Raw genomic sequence first — 17,186 nt, 5'->3', positions numbered from 1 at the left:
GCGTCGTGATGAGAGAAATCGAGTCCGCCGATGTGATCGAGATGCGTGATGAGACATTTGCCAATGTGCTTGATGAAATCAATGCGAGGCAATCGCAGACGCGAATGTCGCTCATCCTGGCCGTGCTGTTTGGGATCGCCGGATTGATCGCAGGCGCAATGCTGGGAGGTGGGGTGGCGCTGATCGGTATTGCTGCCTTTTTGCCGGGCATGCTTATTGGCAACTGGTTGGACAGCTACCGCCGGGTGAGCGTGCTCTACTATGATTTGGAGCAGGACGCGGAGGCGGCCTACGGGCGACTTGTCGCCGCCTTTGACACGCTCACACGCTGCGCGGCGAGTTGGCATGTCGCGGCTGGTGGCAAGATAGAGGATCTGACGACTTGGAAGCGCAATGCGGGAGCCACGATGTTGGTCGATAAAAAGTCGACGACGCTCCAAGCTTCCTTGCCGACGGTTGTTCGCAGCAATGTCACACCACCGTCGATACACGTCGGCCGGCAAATCCTTTATTTCATGCCAGACATGATTTTGGTGAAGGACGGAAACCAGTACGGTGCCGTTGGGTATGGAGACCTCAGGACGCAATTTGCCCCCAGCAATTTTATTGAGACCGGCAAAGTTCCATCTGATGCTGAGATCGTGAGCTATACCTGGGCTCATCCCAATAAGAATGGCGGACCCGACAAACGCTTCAGAGATAATCGGCAGATCCCTGTCTGTCGCTACGAAGCCTTGCGGTTTTCTAGCCCATCCGGGCTCAACGAGCTGGTGGAATTTTCCAAGACAAACGTCAGCCAGCCCTTTTGCCAGGCTCTATTGGCACTCGCGCAAATGCACCGAAACGCTGGTGGCCAGTCCGGCTTGCTGAAAGCGCGCTAAGGAATTGGCTTGGTCAGCAAATGCCTTCGCACGGAATTCCGTCGCCGTCCCGGTCCAATTTGGGTCCCCAGCTACAGTTATTGAGATACCAGCGCGCCTCATCGCATGAGGAGATTTGCTTACAATAGCGACGCGGTTGACACGAATAGCTCTGAGCTATTTGGCGACGGCCTGTAAGGCCGTAGGATGTGTCATTACCGGGTTTATTGTTGGCTGCATGTGTTGCTCGCCAATCCCAAGGGGCTGTGAAAGTGCCAACCCAGATGCCAATCTTGGCCCTTTGGGCATCTGCCTGTTGTGACGCGTAACTACCATGGCTGTATCGAGGCCAATCCAGGGCATAACCCTGTTCGACCATCCAAGACGCAATGCTAGCACCGTCCGCCCGCTGACAATCACCAACGAAGCGGTTGTAACGATCCCACGAAACAAAGTTGCACTGGATGGGTCGGGATTGACTGAGGAAGATGTCCAGTGCTTCTGCGGATTTGCGGCCGCATGGGTATTCTTGCCCGCTTGCGTCGCTGCAGTTTTGGCTGCTTTCAGGTGCGTCGATGCCATTGAAACGAATACGCTGTCCGTGGATCTCGATCGTGTCCCCGTCAACGATGGACGCTACGCCGACGATAGGCTTCGGTTTTGACCCGAGTGCGCTTGCTGTATTGGGTCCCGCGATCTGGTTGCCCCACCCTGTAAAGTAGGAGGTGACATAAGCGCCCACTGCTAGCGTGATCACCAGGATCGCGGCTAATGATTTATGTGAAAAGAAACGCTTGCGCATAATTGAAACCCGGCCGCGTCTTGGCCGCGAGCTGCGGCGATGGGAATAGCGATCGCGATTCAATTTTCGATCCTTTGCGAAGCTGCCAAATGTTTTGCTAGCGCGTCTTTGACTTCTTGGCTGCTGCTTTCTTGGGCGCGGCTGCTGTGCGACCGAGGCCAATCGATTTTGCCAATCTGGAGCGATTGGCTGAATAGTTAGGCGCGACCATGGGGTAATCGTTGGAGAGGCCCCATTTTTGGCGATAGGCGTCGGGCGTCAGTCCAAAATGCGTGTTCAAGTGTCTCTTGAGGGACTTGAACTTTTTGCCGTCTTCGAGGCAGACGATGTAGTCTGGAGTGACTGAGCGCTTGGGGTTGACCGCGGGAACTTGGTCGGGTTTTTCCGGTTCGGACGGCTGGCCGATACGCGCTAATGACGAATTGATGCTGGCAATAAGGTCCGGCAATGAGGAGACCGGCACTGAATTCTTGCTCACATAAGCCGCAACGATATCGGCGGTAAGCTCCATCAGCGCGGTGGCCGTATTTTGGATTTCGTCAGTCACTTCATGGCTCCGGACTTCTGCAGTGAAATCCCGATCTATTACTTATCGGCTAAAAAAACCAGTAGAGGGAGGATACTAAATGCCAGGCGCTAATAGTGATGAATGTTAAAGCGCCAATCAGAATGCGGAACCACGAGAGACGGTGGATTGATTGGGCGCGGCGTTTTCTTTGTATGACCAGGAAAGCGGCTTGAGGCTCACAGGCGGATGCATTTAGATTTGGACGAGTAGGACCTACGCATGACATTTTCGAAAGACCCGCCGCCGGAGGTTAAGCCCCAGAAGGATAAGGCAAAGACTGGATCTGAATTGGACCGCGTTCCAAGTGCGGGAGCCATTCGGGTCCGCAACGGACTCTCTGTGTCAGAAAAAGACATTGTGGAGGCGGCTAAATACGGGGGCAGGGAGCGAGAATCCTCGTCGGATAGCGACTAGGCAAAGGGGGCCAAGAATGCAGGCTCTGACCCATATCACACGTCGCAATATTGGACGGTGTCCAGAAGTGATCGCAGTCGTTTCTAATTGAACACGGCTGTTTTTTCTTGCGCGAACGCTCTACGCGGGCTCTAGCTGGTTCTCCTTTCAAAGGGGATGTAAGTCTTGGACGTAAAACAGTCAGTCTTCCAAAGCGATCTCCCTCTAAAGGAGAAACTCGAGCGCGCCAGGATGGAGTTGCTCGATCTTTCCGCCCGCAATCGACTTTTGAATGTGCCGCGGTTTTCCAAGAGCGCGAAGACGATCGATATCGTCGATGAGAAGTCGTCCGAAATTTATCGATTGCTGGTGACCGAAGGAAAGGCTTTTACCTTCCTGGCCGGCAAGCCCGATAGGCCGAAAGCGGGCCAGGATGAAAGCAGCCCTCCAGACGAAGAGATCGACTATTCCCCCGTCGCTCTCGCCCAACCAGAGGACGATGGAGTCGATAACAGAGGGATATCCGCGCGGCACTCGGACACCAAGCTGCAGACGCGTATGACCCCAACTGGGCTGCAGCGGCGGCTCCTTGATCTCTACCATGATGCCCGCACACTCGAGGAAGAGCAGGGCGTCAATATCCTCTTTCTGGCCCTTGGAATGCTGAAGTGGATTGACCCGAACAACAAAGAGAACATCCGTCAGGCCCCCCTCATTTTGGTGCCGGTTCGGCTTGAGCGAGGGGCCGCTGGAGAAAAATTCCGCCTACGAGCCCGGCCGGAAGATCTTACCGCAAACCTCTCCTTGGAACTCTATCTCGACCGCATTCACAAGCTCGCTCTGCCGCGTTTTGAGGTGGGAGATGACTTCGACGTCTCGGCCTATCTCGATGCCGTTGCCGAAGCAATTTCGACCAAAGAGGGTTGGGAGGTGCTTCGCGACGATATGGTGCTCGGCTTCTTCTCGTTTGCGAAGTTCTTGATGTACCGTGATCTGGATCCGGATCTCTGGCCCGATGGCGCAAAGATTATCGAACAACCGAAGATCCGCTCGCTTCTTTCAGATGGTTTCGAAACACGCGAGCCGCTTATGTCGGACGACATAGCGATTGATCCGCACATTGCGCCCGCCGAAATGTTGCATATCGTCGACAGTGACAGTTCTCAGACACTGGCGATCCATGACGTCAGAAAAGGTCGCGACCTCGTTATCCAAGGTCCGCCTGGGACAGGAAAATCGCAGACGATCGCAAACATTATTGGGTCGGCCGTTGCCGACGGAAAGACCGTGCTGTTCGTGGCCGAAAAGATGGCAGCGCTGGAGGTCGTCAAGCGACGGCTTGACACTGCTGGGGTGGGGGACGCCTGCCTTGAGCTGCATAGTAACAAGGCGAACAAGCGCATGATGCTAGAGGAGCTGCGGCGAACCTGGCAACTCGGATCGCCCAGGGGCCAGCTTCCTTCTTCCCTAACTGATCGCTTGCTGGAGGCTCGCGATAAACTCAACGCACATGCTGCACGAATGCACGTTGCGTTCGGAGCGTCCGAACTCACTCCTTATCAGGTTCTCGGCCAGCTAACCCGACTAAGGCAGGTCGGTCAGAAACCAGTGGACATCGAACTTACGGATGCCACAAGCTGGACAACTGACGGCGTTTCGCAACGTCGCAAATTGCTCGATGAGGTCTCTCAGCGGATCAACGAGATCGGCTTGCCGATCCACCACCCGTGGCGGGGAGTTGGCCTGGATGTCGTTCTTCCAACGACCATTGAGAGGCTCGTCCCACGCATCGCGGCGTTGCTGGACCAAGCCAAGGCACTGCACGCCAAACTGGTCGGTATCGCTGAGCGGATCAAGGCCGAGCCTCCGAAAATTCTCAGCGACAGCGGCGAGATAGAAGATCGCGCTGAGCTTCTCGCGTCCGCGCCTGGACTTCCTGCCGAGGCGCTCGTCTCGCCGGTATGGGATGAGCGTCCGAAAGACATTTCATCGCTTCTCTGGTCAGGAACGGATTTCGCCCGCAAGTCCGAGGAACTTTCGGAGCAGTTGGCGGCAACGGCTATCGACACGCCAATTGAAGGTCTCGAGACAGAGCTTGCAAAGCTTCCCTCGGAATTTCCGAAAGATGGTTTCCATCGTGCGCGACAGCTCACCATTCTGCTCCCACGCTTGAGGGAAGAAGCTGAGCGCCTGAATCAGGAACTCGGATCGGCGATATTGCCAGACACGTTGGCAGGCTTGCTCAGGCTGGCCGTGACCGGCGAGCGAGTAGCGGCAGCACCTGACGCAAGTCCGGAGGCCTTCGCAGCCACCGTTTGGGACTCCGGACTTGAGCAGGCAGGCGACCTTGCCGACAGCGTAGCGACGCTTGAGGCTGCCAGAGCCGACCTTCAGGGCAAGGTTGTTGACGCGGCGTGGAGCACCGAGGTGGCCGCGGCGCGGCAGGCGCTCGCCACACACACGGGAATATTGAAAGCATTGAACGGCGACTACCGTCGCGCCACAGCACTTGCGCGGACTATTGTGGTCGACCCTAGCGCGCCTGCGACGCAGATAGTTGGTCTCCTCGACCTTTTGATGAAGGGTCAGGCTGCCGCAGCAAGAGTCCGCGAAGGCGACGCTTTTGGCCGTTCCGCCTTCGGGGCAGATTGGCGTGGGGAGCGATCGGCTTCCGCGCCACTGCTCGCGCTAGTGGAGTGGATGCGGACTCTACGAGGGCTAGGCCCCGAACCTCGGATTATCGCCGGCCGGATGGCGGAACGCTCCGAGGCCGGTGCGCGTGCAGCGCGCGTTCGCAAGGTTATCGAAATCGGTCGGCCAATTATCGAAGGTTTCTGGAACGATCTCGGGCACCTCGCGTCATCCATGCTAGGCGACGTGGCTTCCGCCGAGCGGGCCTCGCTGCAACTGATGGAAGCGAAGGCGAGCACTGTAGCTCAAGCCGATGATGCGTCACGACAGGTTCTGACTGACGTTCCGGATCTAATCACTGAGCGGGTGGAGCTACTGCGCCGACTAGGCAGACTACAAGCACTTGCTCAAGGGATCGATGCGGGAGAGAGCCTTGGCAAGTTCGTATTCGGCTCGTCGTGGCACGGTCGAGGATCCGATTGGGCCGCTCTCACGCAAGCCGAGCTTTGGCTGAAAGAAAATGGCTCGATCCGACATCTGGCTGCGCGGTTGCCTGAAAGAATCGAGATCGCAAACTCGGCACGTTCAGCACGTGAAGCGGCCCAAGCGGCAGCGCGGGAATTGAAGGCGCTTACAGGGGATTTGAAAGCCGATGCTCCCTCCTTGTTTGGAGTAGTCGATTTTCCGGACGTCGCGATAGGCGAGGTCGTTTCTCGGCTGCAGGGTTGGCTCGATCATCAGGAGCAGCTCTCGAAATGGGTTGCCTATGAAGAGCGATCCGAAACGGCCCGAAAGGCTGGACTGGGACAGTTGATAGACGGCCTAGCCAACGGCCAGATTACAACAGGATCGGCTCGATCAGTTTTTGATATGGCCTACTACGAACGAATGTTTCTGGCGATGGCGACCGATGAGCCGGAGCTGGCAAGGTTCGACGGGGAACTGCATTCCAGGGCTGTACGTGACTTCGCAGATCTGGACCGCCAGCGCATCAAGGCCGGCGCCATCGAAGTTGTAACGGCTCATCACCGGAAAATTCCTTCAAGAGACGGCGGAGCTGGACCTGTCGGACTGCTTCGTTCTGAGATGGCGCGCAGACGAGGCCACATGCCCATCCGGCAATTGATGCAGAAGGCAGGCCCTGCCATCCAGGCGCTGAAGCCAGTGTTCATGATGAGCCCGCTTTCGGTGGCGCAATTCCTGTCGCCCGGCCGGATGTCCTTCGATCTGCTCGTGATGGACGAGGCGTCTCAGATCCAGCCCGTGGACGCACTTGGCTCGGTCGCCAGGGCCAGTCAGGTGGTCGTCGTTGGCGACGAACGCCAACTGCCACCCACGACATTCTTCGCGAAGATGACAGGCTCGCAGTCTGAAGATGACGAGGGTGAGGGCGCGCAGGTCGCCGACATTGAAAGCATCCTCGGCCTGTTCACGGCCCGCGGCTTGCCGCAGCGTATGCTGCGCTGGCACTACCGTAGCCGTCACCAATCTCTAATCGCAGTATCGAACAGCCAGTTCTACGAGAACCGGCTTTTCATCGTGCCAAGCCCTTATACCCAAGAGGCAGGTATGGGGTTGCGGTTTCATCATGTGCCGGAGGGGGTCTTCGATTCCGGCGGCACAGGAACCAATCCGGTAGAGGCGAGAGCAGTAGCGGAGGCGATCATCCGTCATGCGAAGGTGAACCCGCAAGAGACTCTAGGCGTTGCAACATTTTCGGTTAGCCAACGCCGCGCGATCCAGGATGAACTCGAAGCGCTGCGGCGACTAAATCCCGACACCGAGGAATTCTTTCACGCTCATCCAAGCGAGCCATTCTTCGTCAAGAACCTCGAAAATGTTCAAGGCGATGAGCGCGACGTGATCATGATCTCGGTGGGGTATGCCAAGAATGCCCAGGGATACATGGCCATGCGTTTCGGCCCTCTTGGCGCGGAAGGCGGCGAGCGTCGGCTCAACGTCCTCATAAGCCGCGCCAAGCGCAGCTGCGAAGTATTCGCGTCCATCACAGACGAGGACATCGACCTGGAGCGTGGCAAAGGGAAAGGCATCTTCGCCTTCAAGCTCTTCTTGCACTACGCGAGAACAGGGCGAATTTCGCTTGCCCAAGTCACGGTTCGCGAAATGGATTCAATCTTTGTAGAACAGGTAGCCAACGCGCTGATCGAAATGGGTTATCAGGTTCATGCTCAAGTGGGCATTGCCGGCTTCTTCATCGACCTCGCAGTTGCGGATCCAGAGAGGCCAGGCCGCTATATTCTTGGCATCGAATGCGATGGCGCAGAATATCACTCATCTCGCTCGGCCAGAGATCGAGACCGGCTTCGGCAGTCGGTTCTGGAAGACCATGGTTGGATCATCCATCGCATCTGGAGCGCTGACTGGTTCCAACGGCCTCGTGAGCAGCTGGAGCGAACCATACTAGCGATTGAGGCCGCCAGAAAAGAACTCGATGAGCGGGCCGAATTGGGGGTCCAGAGAAATCGAGCTGTAGCCGTGCAGGTTGTTACGGTCGACCGAGGCAACGTGACGGAAATCGGTCTCGAAAGCACAAACGGATCCGAGACACCCAATCGAGCCTACGAAGAGGCCGAACTAAAGCGACCGGGATCGTTCGAACTCCACGAGACGCCCAGCGGAATCATGGCCGGACTGGTCGAGCAGGTCGTGGCTACAGAAACGCCAATCCATGTCGACGAAATAGTTTCGCGTATTCGGGACGCCTGGGGTCTGCAGCGGGCCGGTGGCAGGATTCAGGATGCAATCGAGCGGGGGGTAAGCATAGCACAGAGAGGTGGTTCAGTAGCCCGTCGAGGCAACTTCTGCTTCAAGCCAGGTGTTCCTGTTCGTCTCAGGGATCGCAGTGGGGTCGTGTCCGCTGGATTGCGCAAGCCCGAAATGATTGCGCAGGACGAGGTCGCCCAAGGCGCTATGGAAGTCGTGAAATCCAACCTCGGTGCGACAGAGGAAGAAATCGCCACAGGCGTTGCCAGGATGCTGGGCTTCAAAGCCACAAGCGCACAATTAAGGCAGCTGATTTCAGCTGGGGTCGCCGATTTGGTTGCCAAAGGAGTGTTACGGTCCCAAGACGGCTTGTTGGTGGCCGGCGAATCCGCGAGCGAGAAATTAGCTGAAGTGTAACGGGGCGCTGCAGCGCCCTCGTTGCAATTTCTGTCGAAGCTCGGAACACCTCTTTTGCTGGCGGAGGCCGAATGGCATTTCGATTCGTACACACGGCCGATATTCATCTCGACTCGCCGCTTCGTTCGCTGGCGATGCGAAATCCCGATCTTGCCGGGCTGGTGGGCGACGCCAGCCGCCAGGCATTCGTTTCGATAGTGGATCTCTGCCTTGAGGAACGTGTGGCCGCGTTGGTCATTGCTGGCGACCTATACGATGGCGACCAGACTTCAATGAAGACAGCGCGGTTCTTGGGCGCGCAGATGACACGCCTGCACCAGGCCGGCATCATGGTTTTCAAGATCCGCGGTAATCATGACGCCCTGTCGCGGATTTCCAAACAGCTGGTATTTCCCGACACCGTTACCATCTTTGGTGGTCGTGCTCAGTCGGTATTGCAGACAGCCGGCGGTCTGGACGTCGTATTCCATGGTTTGAGCTTTGCGAACCCTAAGGCGCCGGACAGCCTGTTAACCAAATATCCGGCGGCTCGTGAAGGGGCCGTCAACATAGGCATCATGCATACCAGTCTGGCTGGATCGCCAGGTCACGACGTTTACGCGCCCTGCAGCATCGCTGACTTGCACGCCCACGGTTTCGACTATTGGGCCCTCGGCCACATCCATGCTCGCCAAGTCCATCCTGGCGCCAGTGCCGTGGTGATGCCGGGAATACCGCAGGGGAGGGATATCAACGAGGCCGGTGAGAAATCAGTCACCCTGGTGACGGTGCGCCACGACCGTTCGGTGGAGATCGAGGAACGGCTGACCAGCGTTGCGCAGTTCGAACGGGTGAGCGTCGACCTTACCGGAGCGGTGGAGTGGCCCGAGGCCGTCGCGCGTGTTCGCTTCGCACTCGAAGAGATGCGGGCAACCGTCCGATCGCGTCATGCTGTGGCTCGCATTGGCCTGACAGGAACGTCACCACTGATGTGGGCGCTGATCCGCGACAGGGACCTCCTTCTTGCCGAAGCCGAACAGGCTGCGGAACAGCTAGGCCATACGTGGGTGGAGAAGCTCGAGCTTGACCTCGCGCCGCCTCGGACGGAGACCGCCGAGGATATTGCTGATCCGATTTTCGAACTCGAGCAATCAATGCGTGCCGATGCCACCTCGGAGGCCTTCCGCGCTGAGGCGAGGGCGTTCGTCCAAAAGATGGTCGCCGACCTTCCGGCCGACGGGCGGGATTTTGCTGGGACGGACGAAGCCGGGCTGGAACAGTTCCTCGATCAGGTGCTTTCCAAGGGCGCGGACTTGGTGACTGCCCGCCTTAAGGCCGGTGGATCGTCATGAGGTTGCGGCGCCTTGACCTCATTCGTTATGGAAAGTTCACCGATCGTTCGATCGACTTCGGACCCAAACCGGAATCCGGACCTGATCTGCATATCGTGTTTGGCCTGAATGAGGCCGGCAAATCGACTGCGCTTTCGGCCTATCTAGACTTGCTGTTCGGCATCGAGGAACGGAGCCGCTACAACTTCCTGCACGAGTACAGTGCCATGCGCATCGGCGGGGTGCTGGAACTGGCCGGCTCCGAACACACGTTCACGCGTACGAAACAGCGCAGTAATTCGCTATTGAATGCGACGGGCCAACCGGTAAGCGAGGTGGCGATCACGGCGCATCTCGCCGGTCTGTCGCGCGACGCCTACACGACGATGTTCTCACTCGATGACGAGACGTTGGAAGCCGGCGGAAAATCTATCCTGGAGTCGCGGGGCGACCTCGGCAAGCTTCTGTTCACGGCCAGCGCCGGTCTTGGGAACGCAAGTGATACGTTGAACGCCCTCGAGGCCGAAGCAGACGCTCTGTATCGGAAGCAGGCGCATGGAACCGAACTGGCGCTGTTGAAGAAGCGCCTTGTTGACGTAAAGTCGCGCAGGGATGCGATCGACACCCTTGCATCAACCTACGAGGGCCTGGAGGCCGAACGTCTCGATGCAGCGCAGCAGTACGGCCGAACCATCAGCGATCGGGCGGTGCTGGTGGCCAGGCTGGATACCTTTGCTCGTTACGTGCGTGCTGCGCCGATGCTGGCGGATATCCGGCGCAAGATTGCCCGGCTGGATCAGCTGCCGGACATCGCCTCCCCAGCCCGGACATCGACGGGAAGTGTCACCGAACTGATCGATGACGATGCCAGCCTCAGAACGCGGCTGTCCGCAAACATCGACGAGACCGAGCGCCTGGCGGAAAAAGTCACTGCGGTCGACGAGGACGAACCGATCCTGTCGATTTCCGAACGCATTCGCGGGCTGGCGGAGAGCAAGGTGCGCCATACCGCGGCTGGCTTTGACTTGCCCACTCGCAGGATGGAGCTGCAAATCCTCAACAACAGCGTGGCGAGCTGCCTTGCCGCCTTGGGCCGATCTTCCGAGGCGGATCCTGGCGCGCTGCTTCTGCCTGCCGTCACCGTTGGCGTCGTTCGCGCCATGGTCGAGCAGAGGTCCGGGATTGCTACCGGGATGCGTGCCGCTCGCGACGAAGCCGCGGCGGCACTCGATGCGCTGCAGGTGGCAAGGCAGCGGGTCGGCGAGGAAAGGGCGGTGCCCGAACCTGCCAGGGCAAGGCTGGGCTCGGCTTTGTCGAAAGCGCGAGCAAGCGGACACCAGGCAGAGATTAGGACGGCTCGCGAGGCGGAAGATGCGGGAACAATCCGATGGAAGGCGGCGCTCGCGCGCTTGCGTCCATGGAACGGAGATGCCCTCGCTCTCGCCAACGTCGCGGTTCCGAGCGCCGGGCAGATTGCCGCCTGGAAGACGGTAGCGTCAGAACTGGCAAGGAACACCGCCGTACTTGCCGAACGCCTTGCTGAATACGAGGGCAACCATGCCATGCTCGCCGCACGATTGGATGCCCTTCGTGCCTCGGGCGACATTGTCGACGATGAAGCGGCTACCGCCATCCGCCGAGTTCGCGATGATGCGTGGGCAACGCACCGCGCAGCGCTGACCGGTGACACCGCTGACGACTTCGCCGTGGCATTGGCGCGCGATGACATTGCCAGCGCAGGCCGGCTGGCCGGCGCGGCGGATCTGGCTGAGATCCGGGCAACTACGCGCGAGCTGGCCGAGGCCGCGGCCAACCTGTCACGCAACGGCATCCAACGCACACAGCTCGGCAAGGATGTGGATACCCAATTGTTGGAAATCCGCGCGGCCGCCAGGGACCTGCTCGGAGACGCCGTGGAACCTTCGTCTGAGCGCCTGATCGAAAGGATCGAGGATCAGATCGAGGCGCGCAGCGATGCGCTCGCTGCCTGGGAGCAGATCGAACTTGCTCGCTTGAAGGCCGAGCGAGCCGCTGACGCCGGCGAGCAGATACGCTTGGAAATGAGAGCAGTGCTGGGAAGCGTCGGCATTGTATCAGAGTCCAACGACACCCTCGAAGCAATCATGGCCATCGCGGAGCCGTTTCTGGATCGGCAGCGCAAGGTGGACGCCGAGTATGCCGAGGCGCTCAGAATGGTGAGCTCCAAAGAAGAGGATCTAGCGGCACGACGGGTTGCAGTAGGTGTGGCGGAGCGTCGCGAGGAGGAATGGCTGGCCGGCATTACCGAAGCACTCAAGGGAACTTGGCTCGAAAGCGGGCTCTCCGCATCCGGCGTCGGCACTGTGCTCGATCAATTGGCCGAACTTTCAAGAAGCCTGCAGGAACGGGACGACCTGCAGCTGCGTATCGACAAGATGGAGGCCGACAGGGCCAATTTTCTGGTCGAGGTCATCGCCGTTGCGGTTGAAGCCGACGAGCCGACGAAGGATACCGACCCGGAGCAGTTGGCCATCCGCCTTGCCGAGCGCCTAGAGCGTGCCGAGCGGACACGTGAAACGAAGGCAAGCCTCGGCAACGACCTGAAGCGCCTCAAGGAGGCGCGCGACATCCTCGACACTGAGATTTTGGCACACGAACGCCGCAAGAACGAGGTGCTGGGCGTCTTTGGTGTCGCCACTCTGCCCGAGGTAGTCGAACGCGATGAGCTGTTGCGTGAGCGCGATGGCTTGCGCACCACCGTCGCCGAACTTGAGGAACGGATAGTGGCGGAGCTCGCGGTCGACGGATTCGAGCAGGCCCGCTCGATCCTGGACGCGATCGATTTCGACGGCCTCGCGGTCGAGAAGGCTGAGGGTGAGCAGCGGCTTCGCCTGTTCGATGAAACCATCCAGCAACAGCTGATCCGGCAGACGCGCGCGGCCGACAAGCTGGACGCCATCGGCGGTGATAGTGCGGTTGCACGCCTGGATGCTGAACGGCGCACAACCCTGCTGGAAATCGAGGAGAAGGCCGTTCGCTACATAGAGCTGAAGCTTGGCATCATGTCGGCTGGCAATGCTTTGCGGATCTACCGTGAGAGCCATCGCTCCGGCATGATGGCGCGCGCATCAGACGCGTTCAAGCTAATGACGCGTGGCCAGTATTCGGGGCTGACAACCCAGCCTGTAAGAGGTGGTGAGGTTCTCATTGCTGTGCAGGGTGACGGGCAATCCAAGGTCACCGAAGCGCTTTCAAAGGGTGCACGATTTCAGCTGTACCTTGCCCTAAGACTCGCCGGTTATTACGAGTTCGCGCAATTTCGGCCCTCGGTCCCATTCGTCGCCGACGACATCATGGAGACGTTCGACCATATTCGCTCGGAGGAGGTTTTCAGGCTGTTCGGAGCGATGGCAAACACAGGTCAGGTCATCTACCTGACGCACCATAAGCATCTATGTGAAATAGCTGAGGCTGTCGTACCGGGAACGAGGATCCATCAACTCGCACAGTAATTTTCTCCGGAATACGTGAACGAACCAGTGAAGGACGCCGAATTTGACGGCAAGTATGCGCCCAAAGTCAGACGTTCCGGCAAACTTCGCGTTCGTCCAAAAGCGGACATATCGCCCGAGCCATAGACGGCCCCGATGTGCCCATAATGGACGTCCTGCAAATTCATTGTCCTGCCGAATCTGGACTTCGAGAGCTGGCCCTAAACAGCAATTGTATCGCGCCTAGCCGTCCTATCGCCGGGGCGCCAATTGTAAACAACGGCGAACTATACCAATATCGTTACTGGCTTCTTCCGGTGCGACTCGGGAGAACGGGATGGGCAATGAACGCGAAGACGCAAACGGGAAAACACAGCGCCGCTGGCCAATACCTCGGCTATGCGCTTCAACCTGTACGCCTTTGCTTTCACCTGCTCAACGCGCCTAGCGGCGCCTTGGTCTCTCTTGAACATTTAGACGATGTGGCGGTTCACCTGGTCGGCGGCGAAGTCGTTCTTGAGCAAAGCAAGAGCGCACTGAAGCAAAATCCGATATCCGACTGGGCTGCGGACCTGTGGAAGTCTCTGGCCAACTGGCTCAGCTTCATGGCGGCGGGAGAGATCGACCCGGCGACCAGCCATTTCCGGCTATATGTCACACCGGTGAAGGCGGGTGCCTTCGCGATCGCGCTGAACGACGCGAAAACAGATGCCGACGTGGAGGCGCTGGTCGCTAACCTCGCCAAAGCCCACAGCAAGCTGAAAGCTGCACCGGCATGCGACGCCGACGTCCAAGCTTTCCTGAACGCTGATGCGGCTCATTGCGCCGCCTTGGTCAAGAATCTCGCCGTTATCAGCGTCGATGCAGATCCCGTCGATCCGATACGCGCGATCTTCAAGCCGACGGTCTCTCCGCTCATCATCGACCTAGTGTGCGAACGCGCGATCGGCGCTGCGAAGGAGGCGGCGGACAGGCTGATTAGAGCTGGCAAGCCCGCCATCTTGGACGTGGACGCGTTTCAGGCCGAGCAAAGAGCATTTGTTCAGAAGAACAACCTTCCAGGGCTGCTGTCGTCTTTCACCAAGCAACCGCCTGTCGAGGCCATCGAACAATTGATCGCCGACCGTCCCGCCTTCGTCCGCCAACTCGAGCTGATCGAGGTGGGAGACGAAGCGTGCGTCCGGGCTGTTAGCGATTACCTTAGGACGCTCGCCGACATCTCGATCTGGGGCGAAAGCGGGCTAATCTTTGAGAAGAACCTAAGTGACTGGGACGATGATCTTGTCGGTCGCTATGAGCACGTCAGTGCAGAGGTGCACGACATACAGGCCGGACACCCCGCAACGGTTCGTGGTAGAATAGTTTACAGGCGCTGCGCGCAGTTGCAGCCTCCACTCGATGGTCGAGTCGTCCCCGGTCATTTCGTCCACGGATCATTCAACGCCCTTGCCCACGGCCTGCGCCTCGGCTGGCATCCCGACTACCAGACTCTTTTGGAGCCAGCGACTTGATTGAGGCTGGCCGATCGCACCTACCGCTCAGCGACCTCGCCCTTGTCCAGAATCCAGGACTTGGGGCTTTCGCATTGTGGCAATTTGGCCAAGGTTTCCAGGCTGAGGACGAACGTCCAGCGCCGTTCGCCTTGGCGTTTCTCGTGCTGCCAATCGTCCTGCATCGCGCAACGCTCGAAATCGTGACTTCGACAAACCGACCCTCTGGACTGGCGCTCTTCGCGGCCAAGCTCGGGAAGGAACGGGAACAACTCCTCGCCGTCCACGAGCGAGCGCTGCTGCTGCGTACTCTGACATTGCAATCGGCCGCTGTCGGTGTGAGCGGGCGGCTGCTGTCCGTGGATTACAAGGATGCTACTTTAAGAGCAAACGTACCAGAACCGAAACCGAGGAGGCTCGTCCTTCCAGAGCGCGTCAAGCACCTCGGACCTGCCTCGGAGAAATTGGGTTTCTGGTTTTCGAACCTGGGGACCGCGCAGGTGGCCAACCTGTTACGGGTGGAGTTCTAGATGTATTTCCAGCTTCGAAAACTGATCCTTTGGCCCCGCAATGGTGCAGCGCCGCGGGTCGTCAAGTTCGAGCCCGGTGTCGTCAACGTCATCAGCGGCGCGTCGAAGACCGGGAAGTCCGCCGTTATCCCTATTGTTGATTACTGTCTGGGCTCGGAGAAATGCGCGATTCCGGTGGGCGTAATCCGCGAGAACTGCAGCTGGTTCGGCATTCTGATCGAGACGCTGGAGGGCGAAAAGCTCTTGGCGCGACGCGAACCGGGGGACCAACAGAGCACAGGCGACATGGTGCTGCTGGAGGGCGCACAGGTCGAAATTCCGGAGACGATCACCGACAAGACCACCAATGTCGACACGGTCAAGCGCGCGATGAACCGCCTGGCAGGACTGACTGACCTCGACTTCGAACCAGGTACAGAGAATGGATTCAAGCAAAGGCCAAGCTTCCGCGACCTCATGGCCTTCACGTTCCAACCTCAGAACGTGATCGCCAATCCCGACGTGATGTTTTTCAAGGCCGATACGACGGAACACCGGGAGAAGCTAAAGACCATCTTCCCGTACGTTCTGGGCGCGGTCACGGCAAAGATTCTCCAGGCGCGGTTTGAGATCGATCGGCTCCAGCGCAACCTCCGCCGGAAGGAGGCTGAGCTACGCGCGATCGTGTCGGCAACTGGCGCTTGGCGGGCGGAGGCGGAGGCGTGGCTGCGTCAGGCAGTCGAACTTGGCCTAGTCGATTCCTCCACTGAAGTGCCGAAGGACTGGAGTGACGTTGTTGACCTGCTTCGGCGCGTGTCGAACAGCAACTCAAGTCTTGCTCGACCAAGCCTGGCCGGCATCGATGTGGTGCTGACGCGTCTGGAAACCCTTCGTGCGTCGGAAACTGAAATCGCCGCGCGACTTACCGAGCATCGTCAGCGCCTGAACGAACTGCGCCGTCTGGTGGAGAGCAGCGAGGCGTACGGCGACGCCATGCGCATCCAACGTGACCGCTTGGACCTTTCCACGTGGCTGAGGGACTTGGCCGACGAGTTCGCCGATCCGTTGGTCGCACTCGGGGACGGCGGCCGCGAGAAGGTCTTGGCCCTTTGCGACAACCTCGGCGGTCTGGAGATCCGACTGCGGACCCACCCTGCGATGTCTAACACGCTTGACAAGGAAATCCTGCGCCAGCGCGGCGCCGCTGAAGCGGTCCTATCTGAGTTGAACGATGTCCGTAGCGAGATAGCGGTGCTGGAACGGGACTCTGACGTCGCCCGAGACGAGGCCAATCGCTTCGATAGGCTTGAGCGCTTCCTCGGTCGATTGGAGCAGGCGTTGCACGTCTACGACCGCGCCGACCAGTCGTCGGATTTGCGGCAGGAACTCACCTCGCTGCAGGCCGATATTGCAACGCTGCAAAAGACGATCTCCGAGGCCGACATCCAGCGCAAGCTATTCAACGCGTTGCACCAAGTCTCCCATCATGCCAATCGGCTGATTCCGCAGCTTGACGCGGAGTGGCCCGAGGCCCCGATTAGGCTGTTGATTGAAGACCTGACCGTCAAGGTGACTAGGGGAACGCGTGAGGACTACCTGTGGGAGATTGGCAGCGGCGCCAATTGGCTCGCGTATCACGTCGCACTAATGCTTGCGCTGCAGCACTACTTCCTGGCCGAACCTCATCACCCAGTCCCTGGTCAGCTGATCTTCGACCAACCTAGCCAAGTCTATTTTCCTAAGCGGGCGGCGGGCGACGAGGGCCCCGACCTCATCGCGTGGAGGGATCAGGACGTGGTCGCCGTCAGGAAGGTCTTTGCGCTCCTAGGCGCTGAGGTCATGGCCGCGAAAGGTCGCCTCCAGATCATCGTGCTGGATCATGCAGATGAGGACGTCTGGGGCAAGCTTCCCGGAGTCAAGTTGATTGAGGAATGGCGTGGACAGGCCCTCGTGCCTCAGGCTTGGATTGCCGCCGCATCTTCCAACGGTGGATAATAATCTGCTGCCAGAGG

The 17,186-nt window shown here is 58.9% G+C and carries 8 protein-coding genes and 1 pseudogene; 7 read left to right on the top strand and 2 right to left on the bottom strand.

Annotated elements, in window-relative coordinates:
- A pseudogene (locus EN925_RS39555) lies at positions 1 to 881 on the top strand (KAP family NTPase); the annotation flags it as partial.
- A 13-nt stretch (positions 882 to 894) separates the two neighbouring features.
- Here EN925_RS39555 and EN925_RS00835 read toward each other — a convergent pair.
- Complete coding sequence (locus EN925_RS00835) at positions 895 to 1,725, bottom strand: thermonuclease family protein (protein ID WP_127224212.1); 831 nt, start codon at positions 1,723 to 1,725, stop codon at positions 895 to 897.
- 34 nt (positions 1,726 to 1,759) lie between these two features.
- Positions 1,760 to 2,173: a MucR family transcriptional regulator gene (locus EN925_RS00830; RefSeq protein WP_082826711.1), complete on the bottom strand. Its 414-nt coding sequence runs from the start codon at positions 2,171 to 2,173 to the stop codon at positions 1,760 to 1,762.
- Between the two features lie 636 nt (positions 2,174 to 2,809).
- Here EN925_RS00830 and EN925_RS00825 point away from each other — a divergent pair.
- From EN925_RS00825 to EN925_RS00800, 6 genes are all read left to right on the top strand, one after another.
- Positions 2,810 to 8,395: a DUF3320 domain-containing protein gene (locus tag EN925_RS00825; RefSeq protein WP_063169424.1), complete on the top strand. Its 5,586-nt coding sequence runs from the start codon at positions 2,810 to 2,812 to the stop codon at positions 8,393 to 8,395.
- Positions 8,396 to 8,466: 71 nt separating this feature from the next.
- Entirely contained in the window at positions 8,467 to 9,726 is a 1,260-nt protein-coding gene (locus EN925_RS00820; protein WP_063169423.1) for a DNA repair exonuclease, read from the top strand.
- On the top strand, positions 9,723 to 13,196 hold the full coding sequence (locus tag EN925_RS00815) for an AAA family ATPase (RefSeq protein WP_063169422.1): 3,474 nt from the start codon (positions 9,723 to 9,725) through the stop codon (positions 13,194 to 13,196). Before EN925_RS00820 ends, EN925_RS00815 begins: the two co-directional genes overlap by 4 nt.
- A gap of 323 nt (positions 13,197 to 13,519) precedes the next feature.
- Positions 13,520 to 14,686, top strand: a complete 1,167-nt coding sequence (locus tag EN925_RS00810) for an ABC-three component system protein (RefSeq protein WP_063169421.1) — start codon at positions 13,520 to 13,522, stop codon at positions 14,684 to 14,686.
- Positions 14,683 to 15,195, top strand: coding sequence for a three component ABC system middle component (locus EN925_RS00805; RefSeq protein ID WP_063169420.1), 513 nt, complete (start codon positions 14,683 to 14,685; stop codon positions 15,193 to 15,195). Before EN925_RS00810 ends, EN925_RS00805 begins: the two co-directional genes overlap by 4 nt.
- A complete protein-coding gene (locus tag EN925_RS00800) occupies positions 15,196 to 17,169 on the top strand; it encodes a DUF3732 domain-containing protein (protein WP_063169419.1) in 1,974 nt (657 codons plus the stop codon).
- Positions 17,170 to 17,186 lie beyond the last annotated feature (17 nt).

This window comes from Mesorhizobium sp. M7A.F.Ca.US.006.04.2.1 (assembly GCF_004022915.1).
Lineage (GTDB): Bacteria > Pseudomonadota > Alphaproteobacteria > Rhizobiales > Rhizobiaceae > Mesorhizobium > Mesorhizobium ciceri.
Note: the sequence above shows the minus strand (reverse complement) of the source record. Positions and strands in the feature narration are given on the sequence as shown.